The 20,546-nt window shown below is 57.8% G+C and carries 15 protein-coding genes; 10 read left to right on the top strand and 5 right to left on the bottom strand.

All coding sequences use genetic code 11. The features are described 5' to 3' along the window. The first annotated feature begins 38 nt into the window (after positions 1-38). The 9 genes from uvrA (at position 39) to secG (ending at position 11,086) form a co-directional block, all read left to right on the top strand. Positions 39-2,906, top strand: a complete 2,868-nt coding sequence (gene uvrA, locus QP868_RS07390) for an excinuclease ABC subunit UvrA (RefSeq protein ID WP_284925949.1) — start codon at positions 39-41, stop codon at positions 2,904-2,906. Further along, positions 2,906-4,819: an excinuclease ABC subunit UvrC gene (uvrC, locus tag QP868_RS07395; RefSeq protein WP_284925950.1), complete on the top strand. Its 1,914-nt coding sequence runs from the start codon at positions 2,906-2,908 to the stop codon at positions 4,817-4,819. The genes uvrA and uvrC overlap by 1 nt, the downstream gene beginning before the upstream one ends. Next, on the top strand, positions 4,812-5,705 hold the full coding sequence (rapZ, locus tag QP868_RS07400) for an RNase adapter RapZ (RefSeq protein ID WP_284925951.1): 894 nt from the start codon (positions 4,812-4,814) through the stop codon (positions 5,703-5,705). Before uvrC ends, rapZ begins: the two co-directional genes overlap by 8 nt. Further along, positions 5,706-6,710: a gluconeogenesis factor YvcK family protein gene (locus QP868_RS07405; protein WP_284925952.1), complete on the top strand. Its 1,005-nt coding sequence runs from the start codon at positions 5,706-5,708 to the stop codon at positions 6,708-6,710. 11 nt (positions 6,711-6,721) lie between these two features. Beyond that, positions 6,722-7,705 (top strand): DNA-binding protein WhiA, encoded by a 984-nt coding sequence (gene whiA, locus QP868_RS07410; protein WP_284925953.1) that lies wholly within the window; start codon positions 6,722-6,724, stop codon positions 7,703-7,705. Between the two features lie 75 nt (positions 7,706-7,780). Further along, the gene (gap, locus tag QP868_RS07415) at positions 7,781-8,788 is read left to right on the top strand and encodes a type I glyceraldehyde-3-phosphate dehydrogenase (RefSeq protein ID WP_284925954.1); all 1,008 of its coding nucleotides are present in this window, start codon (positions 7,781-7,783) and stop codon (positions 8,786-8,788) included. After that, positions 8,789-10,009, top strand: coding sequence for a phosphoglycerate kinase (locus QP868_RS07420; protein ID WP_284925955.1), 1,221 nt, complete (start codon positions 8,789-8,791; stop codon positions 10,007-10,009). 26 nt (positions 10,010-10,035) lie between these two features. Further along, a complete protein-coding gene (gene tpiA, locus QP868_RS07425) occupies positions 10,036-10,815 on the top strand; it encodes a triose-phosphate isomerase (RefSeq protein WP_284925956.1) in 780 nt (259 codons plus the stop codon). A 25-nt stretch (positions 10,816-10,840) separates the two neighbouring features. Continuing rightward, positions 10,841-11,086, top strand: a complete 246-nt coding sequence (gene secG, locus QP868_RS07430) for a preprotein translocase subunit SecG (RefSeq protein WP_005883401.1) — start codon at positions 10,841-10,843, stop codon at positions 11,084-11,086. A gap of 40 nt (positions 11,087-11,126) precedes the next feature. On the opposite strand, the gene QP868_RS07435 is transcribed toward secG, so the two are convergent. Genes QP868_RS07435 through tkt form a run of 3 tightly spaced genes read right to left on the bottom strand, consistent with a single transcriptional unit; the run spans position 11,127 to position 15,876 of the window. After that, positions 11,127-12,647 carry a glucose-6-phosphate isomerase gene (locus tag QP868_RS07435; protein WP_284925957.1) on the bottom strand — a complete coding sequence of 507 codons (1,521 nt, stop codon included), beginning with the start codon at positions 12,645-12,647 and terminating at the stop codon, positions 11,127-11,129. After that, the gene (gene tal, locus QP868_RS07440; RefSeq protein WP_284925958.1) at positions 12,644-13,768 is read right to left on the bottom strand and encodes a transaldolase; all 1,125 of its coding nucleotides are present in this window, start codon (positions 13,766-13,768) and stop codon (positions 12,644-12,646) included. The genes QP868_RS07435 and tal overlap by 4 nt, the downstream gene beginning before the upstream one ends. 29 nt (positions 13,769-13,797) lie before the next feature. Further along, positions 13,798-15,876, bottom strand: a complete 2,079-nt coding sequence (tkt, locus tag QP868_RS07445; protein WP_284925959.1) for a transketolase — start codon at positions 15,874-15,876, stop codon at positions 13,798-13,800. Between the two features lie 170 nt (positions 15,877-16,046). On the opposite strand from tkt, the gene QP868_RS07450 reads away from it, so the two are divergent. Continuing rightward, positions 16,047-17,039 (top strand): heme o synthase, encoded by a 993-nt coding sequence (locus QP868_RS07450; RefSeq protein ID WP_284925960.1) that lies wholly within the window; start codon positions 16,047-16,049, stop codon positions 17,037-17,039. On the opposite strand, the gene QP868_RS07455 is transcribed toward QP868_RS07450, so the two are convergent. Then, positions 17,036-18,820: an ABC transporter ATP-binding protein gene (locus QP868_RS07455; protein ID WP_284925961.1), complete on the bottom strand. Its 1,785-nt coding sequence runs from the start codon at positions 18,818-18,820 to the stop codon at positions 17,036-17,038. The two genes, QP868_RS07450 and QP868_RS07455, sit on opposite strands and share 4 nt — an antisense overlap. Beyond that, complete coding sequence (locus QP868_RS07460; RefSeq protein WP_284925962.1) at positions 18,817-20,541, bottom strand: ABC transporter ATP-binding protein; 1,725 nt, start codon at positions 20,539-20,541, stop codon at positions 18,817-18,819. The genes QP868_RS07455 and QP868_RS07460 overlap by 4 nt, the downstream gene beginning before the upstream one ends. Positions 20,542-20,546 lie beyond the last annotated feature (5 nt).

Genomic DNA, 20,546 nt, shown 5'->3' on the forward strand with positions numbered 1-20,546 from the left:
ATCTCACATCGAATATATATTCGAAAGCGCATAGACTAATGACTGTGAGTAAAGGTATTTCGCATCTGGATACGTTGCTGGTCAAAGGCGCACGCGCGCACAATCTGAAGAACGTCGATGTTTCGATTCCTCGTGATTCTCTCGTGGTATTTACGGGGCTTTCGGGCTCTGGGAAATCCTCGCTGGCTTTTGACACGATTTTTGCTGAAGGACAACGGCGGTACGTCGAGTCCTTGTCGTCATACGCTCGCATGTTCTTGGGCCAGATGGACAAACCGGATGTCGATCTGATTGAAGGCTTGTCTCCAGCTGTTTCGATCGACCAGAAATCCACCTCACGTAACCCCCGGTCAACCGTAGGAACGATTACGGAAGTCTACGACTTCATGCGTTTGCTGTGGGCGCGAATCGGTAAACCTCACTGCCCCACGTGCGGAGAAGCGATTACACGCCAAACCCCGCAACAGATCGTTGACCAGCTCAGTGCTCTCCCTGAACGCACTAAGTTCATCGTGATGGCACCCGTCGTGCGTCAACGCAAAGGTGAGTTCACGGATCTGTTTCAGCAGTTCCAACAGGCAGGGTTCTCCAGGGCTGTTGTCGACGGGGAGACCGTCAGCCTGACCGAACCACCCACGCTTAAGAAGCAGTACAAGCACGACATTTCTGTTGTCGTCGACCGCCTGATTGCCAAGGACGGGATCCACCAGCGGCTCACCGACTCCGTGGAAACAGCTCTTGCTACGGCCAACGGCCGTGTGGATGTGGAGCTGGTTGAAACAGGGGAGAAGCGCACATTTTCGGAGCACCTTTCGTGCCCCAACGAGCACCCGCTCACCACCGACGAAATTGAACCACGCACGTTCTCATTCAACTCGCCTTTTGGTGCGTGCCCCGTGTGCGACGGAATCGGAACCCGGCTCCACGTCGACCAGCAACTGGTCGTCCCCAACGAAGACCTGAGTCTGGCCCAGGGTGCGATCGCCCCCTGGAGCATGGGGAAGACAACAGCCAAGTACTTCACGCGACTTTTGCAGGGACTTGCGGACGACCTCGGCTTCTCCATGGACACCCCGTGGAAGGACCTGAGCAAGAAGCACCGCACCGCGATTCTGGAAGGCAAGGACTATCAAGTCCATGTCAAATACCGCAACAGGTTTGGGCGCGAACGCACCTACTCCACCGGTTTTGAAGGCGTTTTCGCCTACATTCTGCGCAAGCACCAGGAGACCGAATCGGAACACTCGCGCGCACGCTATGAGTCATATATGCGTGAGGTCCCGTGTGCCGAATGTGGCGGAACACGTCTCAAACCAGAAGCACTTCATGTGCTGGTGGGTGGAAAGTCGATTGCTGATGTCAGCAACATGCCTTTGGACGAAGCCGCCCACTTCCTGACGAACATGGAACTCGACGGGCGTGACGCTCAAATCGCAGCGCAAGTGCTCAAAGAAATCGGCGCGCGTATGCGTTTCTTGCTCGACGTGGGGCTCGAGTATCTGACACTTCACCGCACGGCGGGCACCCTGTCTGGTGGTGAAGCGCAACGTATTCGCTTGGCCACCCAGATCGGTTCAGGTCTGGTGGGCGTACTGTACGTGCTCGACGAACCGTCGATTGGGCTTCACCAACGCGATAACCGCCGCCTGATCGAAACTCTGCAACGCTTGCGCGACCTGGGCAACACGCTCATTGTGGTCGAACACGACGAAGAAACGATCGAGACCGCCGACTGGATCGTGGATATTGGTCCCGGCGCCGGGGAACACGGTGGTGAAGTCATTTACTCCGGCGACTACAAAGGACTTCTCAAGGAAAAGAAATCCATCACCGGCGCGTACATGTCTGGGGCTAAATCGATTGAGATTCCACAGGACAGGCGACCACGTGACACCAAACGGATCGTCAGGGTTGAAGGTGCGCGCGCGAACAACCTCAAGAACATTAGCGTTGACTTCCCCCTAGGTGTGTTCACCGCCGTGACCGGAGTGTCGGGTTCCGGCAAGTCAACCCTGGTCAACGACATCTTGTACACCGTAATGGCCAATGAGCTCAACAACTCTAAACAGGTTCCCGGCCTGCACAAGCGTGTGACCGGCCTGGAAAATCTGGACAAGGTCATTCATGTGGACCAGTCGCCCATCGGGCGCACCCCCAGGTCCAACCCAGCCACCTACACGGGCGTGTTCGACCACGTGCGCAAGCTGTTTGCAGAAACCGAAACCGCGCGCATCCGTGGCTACCAGCCCGGTCGTTTTTCGTTCAACGTCAAGGGTGGGCGTTGCGAAAACTGTAGCGGTGACGGAACCATCAAGATCGAGATGAACTTCCTGCCAGACGTCTACGTCCCGTGTGAAGTGTGCAAGGGCCAGCGCTACAACCGTGAAACCTTGGACGTGAAGTTCAAAGGCAAGTCGATCGCCGATGTTCTGGACATGCCCATCGAAGAAGCCACCGAATTCTTCTCCGCTGTCCCTGCCATCCACCGCCACCTGTCGACCCTTGTTGAGGTGGGGCTTGGCTATGTCCGTTTGGGCCAGCCGGCGACCACCCTGTCCGGGGGAGAGGCGCAGCGCGTTAAGTTGGCTGCTGAGCTGCAGAAACGTTCCCGAGGTCGCACCGTCTACGTCCTCGACGAACCCACCACGGGACTGCACTTCGAAGACATTCGCAAACTGTTGGGTGTTCTGCAGGGCCTGGTGAACAAGGGCAACACGGTCATCGTCATCGAACACAACTTGGATGTGATCGCATCTGCGGACTACATCATTGACATGGGTCCAGAAGGCGGCCGAGGCGGTGGCACCGTGGTTGCTACAGGTACGCCCGAGGAGGTTGCTGGGGTAGAAGCCAGCCACACGGGCAGGTTCCTTGCCAATATGCCGGCAATCCGGGAACGGCTGTAGTGGACCCACAGCTCTACCGGCCAAAAACCGGGGAGATCCCCACCGACCCCGGTGTGTACACTTTTCGCGACGCCGACGGGCGTGTGATCTACGTTGGAAAAGCGAAGAACCTGCGCAACAGGTTGAATTCGTACTTTGCCGACCCCGCGGGCCTGCATCCTCGCACGTTCACCATGGTTCACACGGCTGCCAGTGTGAACTGGACTGTGGTGAAAACTGAGGTCGAGGCCCTTCAGCTCGAATGGACGTGGATCAACGAATTCAATCCGCGTTTCAACGTGATGTTCAGGGACGACAAGTCCTACCCGTACTTAGCGATCACGGTGCGTGATGAGTACCCTCGCGTGTTTGTCACTCGAGGTAAGCGTAAGAAGGGCGTGAAGTACTTTGGCCCGTTCACCGCTGTGTGGGCGATCAGGGAATCCTTGGACCTTCTCCTCAAAGCGTTCCCCGTACGCACGTGCGCCAAGACGGTGTTCGACCGGGCCCAGCGCCAAGGGCGGCCATGCCTTCTGGGGTACATCGACAAGTGTTCCGCGCCGTGCGTAGGCAAGATCGAAAAGGACGAATACGCCGAACTGGTGAAAAGCGTTATCGAGTTCATGTCCGGAAACTCCGGGAAGTTCATTTCGGTGCGCAAGCAAGCCATGAAAGAAGCCTCCGCCAACCTCGACTTTGAAACCGCGGCGCGTTTGCGCGATGAAATCGCTGCGTTAGAAACCGTGCTGAATAAGAACGCCGTGGTGCTGTCACAGAACGCGGACGCAGACGTCTTTGGTCTCTACGCAGAAGAGCTGGAAGCCTCGGTGCAGGTATTTCACATTCGCGGAGGACGCATCCGGGGGCAGCGGGGCTGGATCATTGAACGCATGGAAGACAAAACGCCTGGTGAACTGATCGAGGACGCGATCCGGCAGGCGTACACCGATGTGGACACCCACGCGATCCCCACAGAAATCCTCACGAGTCACGAACCCACTGACAAAGAACTGCTCGGAGAATGGCTGCGATCGGTGCGCGGAGCCAAGATTGACATGCGCGTCCCGCAACGCGGAGAAAAGAAAGCAGTCCTCGAGACCGCCGAACTCAACGCACACAAGGCGTTGGCCCTTCACAAGACCAGGCGTGCTTCGGACCTCACTACCCGTTCGCAAGCACTCAACGAAATCCACGAAGCACTCGACCTCACGGAGCCACCCCTACGGATCGAATGCATCGACAACTCGCACACAGCGGGCCAAAACGTGGTGGGATCACTTGTCGTGTTCGAAGACGGTTTGCCCAAGAAAAAGGACTACAAACGCTTTTCGGTTACCGGGGACGCTGCCCGGGATGACACCTCGGCGATGTACAACGTAGTCAGCCGGCGCTTTGAACGCTATCTGGAGAACATGGGCAAGGACGACACCGGATTCGGATACCGTCCGTCGCTCCTCGTGGTCGACGGGGCGCTTCCCCAAGTCCACGCAGCTACGCAAGCCCTGCACGACCTCGGCATCCCTGACATCACGGTTGTGGGACTTGCGAAACGTTTAGAAGAAGTCTGGGTGCCCTGGGACGAATTCCCGGTCATTCTTCCGCGTAACTCCGAAGGCCTGTTCATGCTTCAACGCATTCGCGACGAAGCCCACCGTTTTGCGATTACGTACCATCGGCAGAAACGTTCGGCATCCATGACGCGCTCTGAACTCGACGCGATCGACGGGCTCGGAGCGACGAAACAGAAAGCGCTGTTGAAGCATTTCGGATCCGTGAAAAAGATCAAAGCCGCGTCCGTTGAGGATCTGATGCAAGCGCGCGGGATCGGTCCTCAGTTAGCTGACAAGATCCATGGTCACTTCGCGCGAGCACAACCAGATGGGCAAAATGCGGGTACGGTAGAAGAACCGACAGAAGGGCGTGCGCATGACTGAACAGACCGGACCAATCTTGGGTGGCGACTTCGAAGTTCTTGTTCTTACCGGCATGTCCGGAGCCGGAAGGTCCACGGCGGCCAACACGCTGGAAGACCTGGGGTGGTACGTCGTTGACAACCTGCCACCACAAATGATCATTCCGCTGGTGGAATTGGTCGCCAGAGCTGACGGAAAGCTCCCCAAGGTCGCGGTCGTTGCCGATGTGCGTAGCCGGTACACATTCAGCGAACTCGAAAACTCCTTGGCCGACTACCAAGACCAGGGTGTGCGCATCAAGATTCTGTTCCTCGACGCATCCGATGAAGTGCTCGTCAGGCGGTTCGAATCCGTTCGTCGTCCACACCCTCTGCAAGAAGACGGGACACTTATCGACGGGATCGACGCAGAGCGCGCGATGCTGTCAGAGATCCGCAGCAAATCCGACTATCGGATCGACACCTCGGACCTCAATGTTCACCAGTTGGGCGCTGAAGTGAAGCGCATTTTTGACACCGACAACGTGTCTGCCCTGCGAATCACTGTCATGAGCTTCGGGTTTAAATACGGCCTGCCAAAAGATGCCGACCACGTCGTTGACGTGCGCTTTCTTCCAAACCCGTACTGGATTCCTCACCTGCGATCCAAAACCGGTGAAGACGAAGCAGTCTCTAGTTACGTGCTGTCCCAGCCGGGGGCACTGTCATTTGTTGACCGGTACTTGAGTACGCTTGACGTCATCATTCACGGCTATCAGCGCGAACACCGTTCGTACGCCACCGTCGCAATCGGTTGTACGGGCGGAAAGCACCGCTCAGTAGCCATCTCTGAACAGCTCGCACGACGCTTAGCCGACCGCACCCAGGCACGCGTAACCGTGCGCCACCGAGACTTGGGGCGGGAATAAATGGAAATACCTACAACCGAACTGCCAGTGTTTTTCTCCCGGTCAAAAATGGCTGGGCCTCGAGTGGTCGCTTTTGGTGGCGGTCACGGACTCTACTCCGCGCTCCGTGCGTTCAGATTACTGACCAAAAACCTCACCGCTGTTGTCACGGTTGCCGACGACGGAGGTTCATCGGGTCGTTTACGCGAAGAGTTCGACGTTTTGCCACCCGGCGACTTGCGCATGGCACTTGCAGCGCTGTGTGGCGACAGCGAATGGGGACAAACCTGGCGCGACGTCATTCAACACCGGTTCGTCTCCGACGGCCCACTCAACGACCACTCCGCCGGTAACCTTCTCATCACAGCGCTGTGGCAACACCTCGGGGACCCGGTAGACGGACTGGATTGGATGGCCCAATTGGTGCGCGCTCAAGGGCGTGTCCTTCCCATGTCAAGCATTCCGCTTACCATTACCGCTGATGTCGACGACGGACACGGGAACATTGAAAAGGTGTCAGGACAGTGCACCGTGGCAACCACCTCGGGCACGGTCAAACAGGTTTACTTAGAGCCCGAGTCCCCGCCAGCCCGCCGCGAAACGCTCGAATCCGTCACCGACGCGGACGTTCTCAATTTGGGGCCGGGGTCCTGGTACACCTCGGTCATGCCTCACATGCTGGTTCCCCAGTTGCAGCAGGCGATCCGAGACAGTGACGCGGTCAAGATTCTCACTCTTAACCTCCCTGGCGATACGGAAGAAGGGCGCGGAATGCAGATGCGTGATTTTGTGCGCGTACTTCATGAACACGCCCCTGATCTCCGTATCGACTACGTAATTGCAGACGAAGAGGCAGCGCGTGGGCAGACCGGACTGGCAACCACCGCGTCGAACCTCTTTGGAGCCCGCACATGGTTCGCCTCAGTAGAATCAAGCACGCCCGGAGTACACGACAGTCTCAAACTCGCCGCGTGCTACCGTGACATTTTGTCCGATGCGGGGATTCCAACAAACGAGCAGTGGTAGAAGGGAATGGCATGGCTCTGACAGCACAAGTAAAGGATGAACTTGCGCGTTTCGTCGAACCGCGAACCGCTGCACGCAAGGCAGAAGTGTCCTCGTTGCTACGGTTTTCTTCCGCACTGCACATCGTTGCCGGCTCAATTGTCATTGAAGTCGAACTCGACACCGGGGTGGCAGCGCGCAGGCTCCGCTCTGAAATTAAGGACCTGTACGGACACGTTGCCGAAATCATTGTGGTCAACGGTTCGGGTCTGAAGAAGGGTTCGCGTTTCATGGTTCGGGTTGGAACGGACGGGGTTGCACTTGCCCGTCAAGCGGGCCTGATCGATGCTCAAGGGCGCCCCGTGCGAGGCCTGCCAGCTGCCGTGGTCAACGGTTCTCTCACCGACGCTAAAGCCGCGTGGCGAGGCGCGTTCTTGGCGCACGGGTCGCTGACCGAGCCAGGACGTTCGTCTGCCCTTGAAGTGACATGTCCGGGGCCAGAAGCTGCCCTTGCGCTGGTAGGTGCGGCGCGCCGTCTGGGGATTTCAGCCAAGGCCCGCGAGGTGCGTGGCGTTGACCGCGTCGTGATCCGTGACGGCGAAGCGATCGGGGCTCTTCTCACCTCGATGGGCGCTGAACAGACGCGCCTGGTGTGGGAAGAACGCCGCCTGCGCCGGGAAGTCCGGGCGACAGCTAACCGGCTCGCAAACTTTGACGACGCGAACCTGCGCAGGTCCGCACGTGCCGCCGTGGCCGCCGGTGCCAGGGTTGAACGTGCTCTTGAGATCCTGGGCGACGAAGTTCCTGAACACCTCAAGTACGCGGGCAAACTCCGTCTCGAACACAAGCAAGCGTCACTTGAAGAACTGGGACAGCTGGCCGAACCTCCGATGACCAAGGACGCGATCGCTGGGCGAATCCGTAGGCTCCTTGCAACGGCTGATAAGAAGGCTGCTGAGCTGGGGATCCCGGACACCGAAGCTAATTTGACTCCCGAAATGTTAGAAGACGTTTAACCTTTTACACACCTGCCACGCACACGTGGCGTACTAGGATAGAAGAGCACGACAATCTCTCTCATCAGGAGTGACATGACTCGCGTTGGCATCAATGGTTTTGGTCGTATTGGACGTTCATTTCTCCGCATCGTTTTGGAAAATGACTTGGATTTAGAGGTCGTGGCAATCAACGACCTGACAGATAACGGACAGCTTGCACACTTGCTTAAGTACGACACCGTGTGGGGTCGCTTTAACGGTGAAGTGTCATATGACGACGAGTCGCTGACCGTCAACGGTAAGCGCATCGTTGCCTCGGCCCACAAGGACCCCGCTGACATCGATTGGGCAGCTGCCGGCGCCGAGGTGGTTGTCGAGTGCACTGGGAAGTTTAAGAAGCGCGACCAGGCGGCTCTGCACTTGGGTGAAACGGTCAAGAAGGTCGTGCTTTCCGCGCCTGGTAAGGGCGTTGACGGCATGTTCGTCATGGGTGTCAACGACAACGAATACGACCCGGAAAACCAGCACATTGTGTCCAACGCGAGCTGCACCACCAACTGCTTGGCTCCGGTTGCTAAGGTCCTTGACGAATTCTGTGGAATCGAATCGGGAATCATGACCACCGTTCACGCATACACAGGCGGACAGAACTTGGTCGACGGTCCGCATAAGGACTTGCGCCGTGGACGCGCGGCTGCTGTTAACCTCGTTCCCACCACAACGGGCGCTGCGAAGGCAGTGGGGAAGGTGTTGCCACAACTGGACGGAAAGCTCGACGGTTTCGCGGTGCGCGTGCCGGTTCCTACGGGTTCGTTGGTTGACCTGACCTTCGTTCCGTCCCGAGACGTGTCGGTCGAAGAAGTCAACGCGGCGGTGAAGGAAGCAGCCAGCGGCGACCTCGGGCACATTCTGGAATACACGGAAGACCCAATCGTGTCCTCTGACATTGTCATGGCCAGCCACTCGTCGATCTTCGACGCGGAACTCACCCGCAAGGTGGGCAACCAGATTAAAGTCATTGCTTGGTACGACAACGAATGGGGATACTCCGAACGCCTCGTTGAAATGGTCGAACTGGTAGCAGCGAAACTGGAGAAGTAAATGAAAACTCTTGACAACCTCGGCGAATTTGCCGGTAAGCGCGTCTTGGTGCGCAGTGACCTGAACGTGCCTATGGACGGCGACACAATTACGGATGCGGGCCGCATCAAGGCGTCGGCTCCTACCATTCGTGATCTCGCCGAGGCGGGCGCCCGGGTGATCGTGATGGCTCACCTGGGTCGCCCCAAGGGTGAAGTGAAGCCCGAGTTTTCGTTGGCCCCTGTGGTTGAAGAGCTCGCAAAAGAAGTGGGACGCGACGTGAAGTTCGCCTCTGACACCGTGGGTGAGGACGCGCGCGCCAAGGCTGAACAGCTCACTGACGGTGAGGTTCTGCTACTGGAAAACCTGCGCTTTAACCCAGGCGAGACGTCGAAAGACGACGCCGAACGTGATGAGTTCGCACAGCAGTTGGCCAGCCTGGCAGACGTGTTCGTGTCTGACGGATTCGGTGTTGTGCACCGTAAGCAGGCCAGTGTGTACGACATTGCGAAGAAGCTCCCGCACTACGCAGGTGGTCTCGTTGAGGCCGAGGTGCGTGTGAGCCGCCAGCTTCTGGAAGACCCTCAGCGTCCGTACACGGTTGTTTTGGGCGGTTCCAAAGTCTCGGACAAGCTGGGTGTTATCGAGTCCCTGCTCGAACGTGCGGACACTCTGATTATTGGGGGTGGCATGGTGTACACCTTCCTCAAGGCTCAGGGTAAGGGCGTTGGTGCTTCGTTGCTGGAAGAAGACCAGATCGACACGGTCAAGGGTTACCTCGAGACCGCACAGAACAAGGGCGTGACCATCATGTTGCCTACCGACATCGTGATGGCTGAAAAGTTTGCCGCTGATGCCCAGCACTGGACAGTAGGCGTTGACGAACTGGAGAACACGCCGGCAGGCGAGTCTGCACTTGGTCTGGACATTGGGCCCGAGAGCGCCAAGGCGTACGCGAAAACCATTGCCGAATCTAAGACCGTGTTCTGGAACGGCCCCATGGGTGTTTTTGAGTTCGAAGCTTTCGCAGCAGGCACCAAAGCTGTGGCAGAAGCCCTGTCCACCGCACACGGGGGAGTCGACCAGGGTCGCCTCACCGTTGTCGGTGGGGGAGACTCTGCGGCCGCTGTGCGAGCACTAGGATTTAGTGATGACGACTTCGGTCACATTTCGACCGGGGGTGGCGCTAGTCTAGAATTCCTCGAAGGCAAAGAGCTTCCCGGACTGACCGTTCTGGACTAGAGCAGAACTCTTACAGAGGAGACACCGTGACGAACCGCCTTCCGCTATTGGCCGGAAACTGGAAGATGCACCACGACCATTTGGAAGCGATTTCCGTTGTCCAAAAATTGGCGTGGGCTCTGCGCGACGCAAAGATCAGTAAAGAGTCAGCCCAGGTTGCTGTTCTTGTGCCCTTTACCGACATTCGTTCTGTGCAGACCCTCGTTCAAGGCGACAAGCTTCCACTGTCGTATGGGGGCCAGGATCTGTCCGAACATGCGGAAGGCGCTCACACGGGCGACATCAGTGGTCGCTTCTTGCAACAGCTCGGCTGTGAGTTTGTGGTTGTGGGGCACAGCGAACGGCGAAGCGACCACCACGAAGACAACGCCTTGGTGGGTCGGAAAGTGCGGGCTGCCTTAGACCATGAGCTCACCCCTATTTTGTGCGTGGGTGAATCACTGACTGAGCGGGAAAACGGTGAACATGTTGCCTTCACACTTCGCCAGTGTGAAGAAGCGCTTGCAGAGATCGATACGCCTGAAGAACTCGTGATTGCCTATGAACCTGTGTGGGCGATCGGTACAGGAAAAACAGCCACGGCTAACGATGCGCACGAGATGGCTCAGGAGATCCGTGGGTGGTTGGCTCAGCGCTACGATTCATCAGTTGCCGAGTCGACGCGAATTCTGTACGGCGGGTCCGTGAAGCCTGAAAATGTGTCTGAGATTATGCAGTCAGAACACGTAGATGGTGCCCTTGTGGGCGGCGCCAGCCTCGACCCCGACACTTTCGCGCGACTCATCGCCGCGTCGGTTCGCTTGTGAACCGAACAATGCTAAGGTAGGCGACGTGGAAATTTTGACGTGGATTCTGACTGGCGTGCTCATCCTTACCAGCTTCATCCTGATTGCCTTTGTCCTCTTGCACAAAGGTAAGGGTGGCGGAATGTCCGACATGTTCGGTGGCGGTATGAGCGCTAACCTCGGTTCCTCAGGGGTCGCCGAAAAGAACCTCAACATGTACACCACACTGATCGCAATCGTGTGGGCAGCGTCGATTGTTCTGCTTGGTCTGATCGCCAGCTTCCAAGCCTAAACAGGCTCGAAGCTGGCTTACAGAGAAACCAGTAACTGGCTTACAGATCAAACAACTGCGCGTAACCGTCTTCGTCAGTGACGTGGAAACGGATTACCGGTCGCCCAGCATCGTGGAGCACATTCGCATCGCCGCGTGACTGTGCAGCAATCAACTGGCCAAAAGTAAACCCTGTCTCTGGCACGTCAAAGTCAGTGGTTGCTTCGTCCGTGATCTGAACAAACACTCCGTTTGCGTGGCCACCCTTGTGGTATTGGCCCGTGGAGTGCAAATAGCGGGGCCCAAAACCAAACGTGGTCGCAACCCCTAGACGTTGAGCGAACTGAGGCCGCAACTTCACAAGGTCAGAACGACCGATCCTGTCAACAAACGCTTGCAGACCCACATACCCGCCCTGCGGAACAACAGCACGCAAACGGTCAACGACCTCGGCGGCAGACTCCGCACCTTCCACCAGATCAGCAGGACCCGATACGGTCAGCGCGCCGTCCGTGAACGAAACCGGCAAGGCAGAACCCGTTTGTTCTCCACCGGCCAGAAGCTCACGCATCGCTGCCTTGGCGGACTCAACATTGGGCTGATCGAACGGGTTCACACCAATCACATAGGACGCGATCGCAGTCACGTACTCCCACAGGAGGAACTGGGCACCCAACGGGAGGTCCACAACAGCATCAGCGTCGCGAACATCCGAAGCTCCCAAGGCCACGGTTGTTGCGTTTTCGCAGTCCTGTGGGGCAATGGGGAGAATTCCCTTGCCATCCTTGCCGGTGGATTCGGCAATGAGCTGCTCGATCCACACACCTAGTCCTTGGAACTGTTCGGTATGCGGATCCAAGGCGAGCTTCTCGTGGCCGTTTTCGTGGGCAGCTCCTAGAAGCGCACCCAGGCGGACTGCCAGGTTCTCTTCTGAATCCTGTTCGAGCTGCGGTGCAATCGACGCGGCATCAGCAACAACTTGAGCAATGTCGACGCCCACCAGACCAGCGGGAACCAGGCCAAACGGAGTGAGTGCAGAGTAGCGACCACCAACCGTTGGATCAGCATGGAACACGGCCAGCCAGCCTTCTTCCTGAGCGCGCTGATCAAGGGGTGAACCAGGGTCGGTAATTGCGATGAGGCGCGAGCTGGGGTCGATTCCCGCGTCCCGGAACTTCTGGGTAAAGAACCGGCGAGCCGAATCGGTTTCGACGGTGGAGCCGGACTTCGACGCGATAATGACCAGCGTGCGGTCGAGGTCCTGAGCAGTGTACGCGACCTGGTCCGGGTGCGTGGAGTCACACACGATGAGGTCTTTTCCGTACGCGTTGCTCATCACCTCAGGTGCCAGGGATGAACCTCCCATACCGGCCAGCACAACACGGTCGTGCTCACACGTTTGGGCAAGCCCCGTGACCTGATCGATGATGTCCTGAGCGCGGGTGTGGAGGTTGACCCACCCCAGACGCTTGCTCGCTTCGTCTTCTGCTTTTGGACCCCACACGGTGGCGTCCTGTGCGGCGATGCGGGAAGCAACCCGATTCTCGAGAATATCGTTCATGACGGTTGCTGTGGTGGTCACTTAGCCTTCTCCAGTGCAGTAGTCACGGTTTCAACGAGTTCATTCCAGCTGGCGTCGAACTTTTCTAGACCTTCGCGTTCGAGCTTCTCCATGACGTCGCCGTAGTGGACGCCGGCAACGGACAGTGCGTCGAGAATCCGGTCGGCCTCTTCGTACTGGCCAAACACCGTGTCACCATTGACTTCGCCGTGGTCGGCAAAAGCCACCATCGTCTTTTCTGGCATTGTGTTCACTGTGTCTGCAGTGATCAGGCCGTCGATGTACATGGTGTCGGAGTACTGGGGGTTTTTGGTTCCCGTCGATGCCCATAGTGGACGCTGCTTGTGAGCACCGGCGGCAGCCAGCACGGTGAAGCGTTCGGAGTCGAAGATCTCGGAGGCAATACGGTGAGCCAAGTGGCAGTTCGCAAGCCCGGCCTTGCCCTTGAGCTCCAAGAGCTCCTTGTCAGCGCCACTGTTCACCAGCTCGTCGATCCGGTTATCGATCTCGGTGTCGACGCGCGACACGAAAATCGAAGCGACGGACCGAATGTTGCTGATGTCGTGGCCGTGTTCCCGCGCGCGCTCCAAACCGTTGACGTAGGCCTCGACGACCTTGCGGTACCGGTCCAGCGAGAAGATCAGGGTCACGTTGACACTGATGCCTTCGGCAATCACACGGGTAATCGCTAAAAGACCTTCTTCGGTTGCGGGGATTTTGATCATGACGCCGTCACGGTCGACCATCGCGTGAAGCTTCTTCGCGTACTCAACCGTGCCTTCCGTGTCGTGTGCCAAATGCGGAGGCACCTCAATGGACACGCGCCCGTCTTCACCGCCAGTTGCCTGGTACACAGGAAGCAGAATGTCACACGCTTCCGCAACGTCTTGCGTGGTCAGTACGTCGATTGCTTCATCGACACTGACGCCCTTAGCTGCGAGCTCAGCGACAGCTTCGTCATAGCCGTCACCTGCAAGAGCGGCCGCGAAGATGGTGGGGTTGGTGGTCACCCCCACCACCGACATCGTTTCGATTGCGTCGTTCAGACTTCCGGACGTAATCCGGGTCCGAGAAAGGTCGTCGAGCCACACGGAAACTCCGGCATGGCTGAGTGCTTGAAGGGACGGAACTGGAGTTGCCATGACCTACCTCTGGGTGGTGGGGGGTGAAACTAGAGTGCCTGAACTGCTGCGATGGATTCGTGGGCCGCCTGCACAACAGCTCCAGGAGTGATCCCAAACTCACGGTAGAGAGTCTGGTAATCAGCCGAGGCGCCAAAGTGTTCGAGTGAAATGCACCGGCCTTCGGTTCCCACGTAACGGTGCCAGCTCATCGCCGTTCCCGCTTCGATACTCACACGTGCACGCGCAGTAACCGGCAGAACCGCTTCCTTGTATTCGTCGTCCTGCTTGTCGAACCATTCGTGGCTGGGCATCGACACAACGCGCACGCGAGTGCCTTCCGCACGCAACTGTTGTGCTGCGTCCAAGGCGATTGCCACCTCGGACCCGGAAGCCATGAGGATGACGTCAAAGTTCTCCTCATCAGAAAGGACGTAGGCGCCTTTTGTCGCGCCCGAGGCGGCCGCAAGTTCCGTACGGTCGAGCACGGGGACTGCCTGGCGGGTGAGTGCGAGTCCGGTAGGGCCGTCGGTGCGGCGTAGCATTTCGAGCCAGCACACAGCAGTTTCGTTGGCATCGGCTGGGCGCACGACGTCCAGGCCAGGAATGGCACGCAGTGAGCTCAAGTGCTCAACCGGCTGGTGGGTGGGCCCGTCTTCGCCCAGGCCAATCGAGTCGTGGGTCCATACGAAGATGACGGGAAGTTCCTGTAGAGCAGCCAGGCGAACCGCTGGACGCATGTAATCGGAGAACACCAAGAACGTTCCGTTGTACGGGCGGGTGAGACCGTGGAGGGCCATTCCGTTGCACGCAAGCCCTGCGGCAAACTCACGGACACCAAAGTGCAGGTTGCGGCCGTACTCGTTGCCATCGAACGCTGTTGAGCTGCGGTCCTTGGGGAAGAAGGACGGCTCTCCCTTGATGAGGGTGTTGTTGGATCCGGCGAGGTCAGCCGAACCACCCCACAGCTCGGGCATGAGCGGGGCGATTGCGTTGAGAACCTGACCAGAAGCCGCGCGGGTGGCAACACCCTTGTCTGACGCTTCGAACGTTGGGAGGACGTCTTCCAATCCTGACGGAAGTTCGCGTGCCGTAAGTCGGTCCAACAGTTGCGCACGTTCAGGATTATCGGTGCGCCATGCCTCGAAGCGGGTGTTCCATTCTTCGTGTGCAGCACGGCCGCGGTCGACTACGGCGCGTGTGTGTTCAAGAACCTCAGGGGCAACGACAAAGGTTTCGTCGGCAGGGAAGTTCAGAATTTCTTTGGTTGCGCGGATTTCTTCGTCACCCAACGCTGCTCCGTGAGAAGCACCGGTGTTCTGCTTGTTGGGTGCTGGCCACGCAATGATGGTGGACAAACGAATGAACGACGGACGGGGGTCCTTCTTGGCTGCTTCGATTGCTGAGTGAAGCGCGTCGATGTCTTCTGTGTAACCGCCGTTTTCGTCGAGGAAGCTCACGTGCTGTGTGTGCCAACCGTAGGCGTCGTAGCGTGCGGTCACGTCTTCGGTAAATGCGATCGACGTGTTGTCTTCAATCGAGATGCGGTTGTCATCCCAGATGACAATGAGGTTGTTCAAGCGCTGAGTCCCGGCAAGCGAGGATGCTTCACCGGACACACCTTCCTGAATGTCTCCGTCACCGGCGACCACGTAGATGAAGTGGTCAAAAACGGATTCACCCGGCGCGGTTTCAGGGTCCAAGAGTCCGCGTTCACGGCGGGACGCCATCGCCATACCCACTGCTGACGCCAGTCCGGAGCCCAAGGGACCAGTAGTGATTTCAACACCGTCGGTGTGCCCAACTTCTGGGTGTCCGGGAGTGAGCGAGCCCCATGTGCGAAGTGCTTTGAGGTCGTCAAGTTCAAGTCCGTAACCGGAGAGGAACAACTGGATGTACTGAGTGAGGCTCGAGTGACCTGCTGACAGAACAAAACGGTCTCGTCCCAACCAGTGAGAGTCAGAAGGGTCGTGAGTCAGAGCGTTCTGGTACAAGTAGTAGGCAACCGGCGCCAAACTCATGGCGGTTCCTGGGTGTCCATGGCCGGCGTTTTGAACGGCGTCAGCGGCCAAAAGGCGGGCGGTGTCGACCGCCAATCGATCAGTGTCAGACCAGTTGAGCGAGCTCATGAAAGGGCGTTCCTCCTGTAGGCGGTTTTCACTTCAAACTGTACAAGGTTTGAGCCGTCAGTGAGATGTTCTACGACATGTAGCGCTATGACTGGCAATATGCTGAGAACCGAGTAGACTTGTTCTATCTATGCGCACCGTGCATATCTTCTTGTGGAGGGAGTCTGTGGGTGAGTTCACATCACCGTGACGTAGTCAGGACCGCCGGAAGCGAAGCAATTGAAGAAGCTCCGCTCCAACGCGTAATCGACGAACGTCGACGAGGCAGCAAACCGCGTAGCAAATTCAGGGCATACATCGCGCTGACAAAACCTCGCGTTATTGAACTGCTACTGGTAACAACCGCTCCCGTCATGTTCCTCGCGCAACGCGGTCTCCCTGACTGGTGGCTGATCCTCGCGACCCTTGTCGGTGGATCTGCAGCTGCGGCCTCTGCGTCCGTGTTCAACTGCTACTTGGACCGTGACATCGACGCCAAGATGCACCGCACGGAAAACCGTCCGCTCGTCACAGGCGAGGTGACCCCAAGGGAAGCGCTCGTCTTTGCGTTTGCATTGGGAATCGGGTCCATTTTCTGGATGGGTGGATTCACGAACTGGGTCGCAGCCGGCCTGACAGCCATTGCGATCCTCTTGTACGTAGTGTTTTACACCATCATGCTCAAACGTCACACCACACAGAACATCGTGTGGGGTGGAGCAGCCGGATGTATGCCAGTTCTTATCGGCTGGTCAGCGGTTACTGGTTCGCTGGCGCTTGAACCGTTCATTCTTTTCTTGGTTGTCTTCTTCTGGACTCCACCGCACTACTGGCCACTAGCCATTAAGTACAAGCGGGACTACGACGCTGCCGGTGTCCCCATGTTGCCGTCCAAGGTACCCCCGGCCTCGGTAGGTAAGCAGATCATTCTGTACGCCTGGGCCATGGTTCTTTCCAGCCTGGCGTTGATCCCTCTTGCACCCATGGGGCCGCTCTACATTGGCGTTGCAGTTCTGGCCGGTGCGTGGTTCCTCTATGAGTGCTACACGTTCGTGCGTCGCGCCAAGCAGGGGCTGTCCGGAACACGCCTGCGCGCTATGAAGGTTTTCCACGGGTCGATCACATACCTTTCGGTGTTGTTCCTTGCCGTTGCGATCGACCCGTTCCTCAACCCGTTCGTTTAAGCCTCACCTACGGAAGCTGCGTGTAGGTCAGCGTACTTACCACCTCGGGCAAGGAGCTCTTCATGAGTTCCCGACTCCACGATGCGCCCGGCTTCCATCACAACGATCAGATCCGCGTTGCGGATCGTTGAAAGCCGGTGAGCGATCACGAAACTCGTGCGACCGGAACGCAAACGGTTCATCGCCTCCTGAACTAACACCTCGGTGCGGGTATCCACCGACGAGGTCGCCTCGTCGAGAACGAGAATGTCAGGGTTGGACACGAACGCACGCGCGATCGTGATGAGCTGGCGTTCACCCGCGGAGACATTGCCACCGGATTCGTCGATCACCGTGTCATAGCCGTCAGGCAAGTGGGCCACAAACCTGTCCACATAGGCAGCCTCACCGGCTGCCAGGACGTCTTCGCGTGTGGCGTCCTCGCGACCGTACGCGATGTTGTCGTAGATGGTTCCGCTAAACAGCCACGTGTCCTGCAGAACCATGCCAATGGGGGAGCGAAGCTGATGACGGTCGATGTCGCGGATATCCACGCCGTCGAGGTAAATAGCGCCACCAGTGACGTCATAGAAGCGTAAGAGCAGGTTGACCAGAGTGGTCTTACCCGAACCGGTATGTCCTACGATCGCAACCGTCTGCCCACCGTCAACTGTGAGGCTGAGGTCCCGGATGAATGGTTGCTCTGGGTCATAGGAAAAGTCCACGGATCGGAACTCTACTTTGCCGTGAGTGAGAGCGAAGTCAGGGTGGCGACCAGTGTCGGCGACCTCTTCGGGCTGATTGAGGAGCTCGTAGACGCGTTCCGCGCTGGCGGCCGCTGACTGCAGCTGTGACGCAATCCCTCCTAACTGGGCCAACGGTTGCGAGAACTGACGTGAGTACTGGATAAAGGCCTGCACGGACCCCAAGGTCATCGCACCAGACGCAACCCGGACCGCACCTACGACGGCGATTCCCACGAACACCAGGTTCGAAACAAACATCATCGCCGGCATCATTGACCCGGACAAGAACTGTGCCTTGCGTGAAGCGTTGTAGACCTCTGTGTTTGAGCGGGCAAAGGTTTCCGTGGCCTGTGGCGTGGCGTTGTAGATGGCCAAGAGTTCGTGCCCAGAGATCGACTCCTCAATGTGGGCATTGAGCTTGCCAGTTTCCGACCACTGGATGCGGAACTGGGCCTGCGACCTCACGCCCAGAATTGCCATGACAACGGCCGTGAGCGGAATCGTGGCCAACGCTACGAGTGTGAGCTCCCACGAAATCCAGAACATCACGGACAGGACACCCACCACGGTGATGACGGACGTCACAATCGTTTCCATGTTTTGGTTGAGAGCAGTGTTGATGTTGTCCAGATCGTTGTTGAGCTTCGAGAGAAGGTCTCCGCGTTTTTGGGAGTCCAAGAACTTGAGCGGAAGGCGGTGGACCTTGTTTTCGACGCGCTCACGCAGAGCGTAGAGCACCCGCTGAATGGCCTCGTTGAAGAGCCAGCCGCCAGCGAAAGTGAAAGACTCGGCGATTAAGTACAACACAACCACGATGAGCAAAAGTCTTGCGAGCAACCCAAAATCAATACCTGTGTCGCTAGTGAAACCATCGAACACGGTGTCCGTGGCAAGTCCCAGAACGTAAGGACCTGCAATCGTGAGGCACGTTCCCACGGTGATGCCCACGAAACCAAGAATCATGGGCACGCGCTCATACCGAAACTCGCGGGTGAGCGTGGCAACGGTTTTCCAGAAGTTCTGGGCCTTTTCGTGTGGTTCCTGTTCTTCGCTCACAGCGCCTCCTGGGTTGCCTGCGATTCTGCGATCTCTCGGTAGACCGGTGAGGTCTCCATTAGGTTCTCGTGGGTTCCTTGTGCAACGACACGTCCACGATCTAGCACCACGATGGTGTCGGCGGTTCGGGCTGAAGAGATACGTTGCGTAATGATGAGGCTGGTTGCAGCTACATTGCTTAGTGCTTGTCGCAGTTGCAAATCTGTTGCCGTGTCGAGCGCGGAAAACGAGTCATCGAACACAAGTACGGGTGCGCGTCTGGCAAGCGCCATTGCGATTGCGATGCGCTGGCGTTGACCACCCGAGAGGTTCTTTCCACCTTGGTTGATCTCAAAGTCCAACTGCCCGTTGAGTTCACGCACAAAGTCGTCTGCTTGTGCGATGTGCAAGGCATTCCACAGTTCCTCATCGCTGGCCGCGGGGTTGCCTAAACGAAGATTCTGGGCGACCGTTGCGCCAAACACGTACGGATTCTGCGCAACATAACCAAACTGGGTGCCCAGGGTGTCGCGGGAAATGTCCTGGATGGGTACCCCACCCACAAATACCCTGCCCGAGGTGGGCTCCAAGAGCCGCACGAGAAGTTTGGCAAGCGTGGTCTTGCCGGAGCCGGTAGCACCGATAACAGCGACCGTGGATCCCACCTCGGCGGAAAAACTCACATCCTGCACAACGGGCCGTTCCGCACCCGGGTAGGAAAAGGTCACGTCCCGAAACTCGAACGTGCCCGGGCTGGGAAGCTCATCAACGCGCCCACTGTCCCGATCAAGGTGGACCTGCGTATCCATGACGTCGACAAGCCTGCCGGCCGCCACCTCGGCGCGGGGAACCATCATGGACATGAACGAGAACATGAGAACGCCCATCATGATGAGCATGAGGTACTGGATGAACGCGACAACGGTGCCCACCTGTGAAGTACCAGCCTCAACCCCGTGTGCGCCAAACCACACGACGGCTGCGGTTCCCACGTTAATGAGAATAAAAACAATGGGGTACAGCGCAACAAAGTAGCGACCCACGATGAGGCTCGCGCGCGTCATGTCGCGGTTGGTCTGGGCAAAGCGCTTCTTCTCAACGTCCTCTTTGCCAAAGGCGCGAATCACCCGGGTGCCTGAGAGCTGCTGGGACAGCACCGACCCCATCGCATCGATGCGCCGCTGCATGACTTGGAAACTCGGCACCATGCCGCGTACAGCAAGCGCCATGCCAACCGCCAGAATCACCACTGTCACCACGATCACCCACGACAGGGTGGGGTCTTGTGCGAACGCCATGATGAGACCGCCGAAAGCCATGACCGGGGCCATCACCATCATGGTCATCGCCATGGTGAGGAACTGTTGCACTTGGCGTACATCGTTGGTTGACCGGGTGATGAGGCTGGAGACCCCAAAGGTCTGGGCTTCTTGGTGTCCAAAGGTCATGACCTTTGCGAAGAAGTCACGGCGAATGTCGCGGGCGACCGACATCGATACGTATGACCCTGCGGCCACTTCGATGACTGCGGTTGCAAGCTGTGCGAGGGCGACAATGAGCATGACCCCGCCCAGTTGCCACACTAGTGTCAGGTTGCCTTGGGCGATGCCGTCGTCGATCACGCGCGCGTTAAGGGCAGGGAGTAGAAGTGATCCCATCACTTGGGCGAGCGTAAAAACCAGAATGAGTATGAGCCCTACCGGATAAGCGCTGACGTAGCGCTTAAAGATCGCAAAAAGCACAAAGT

It is taken from the genome of Brevibacterium sp. UMB1308A (assembly GCF_030230605.1).
GTDB lineage: Bacteria > Actinomycetota > Actinomycetes > Actinomycetales > Brevibacteriaceae > Brevibacterium.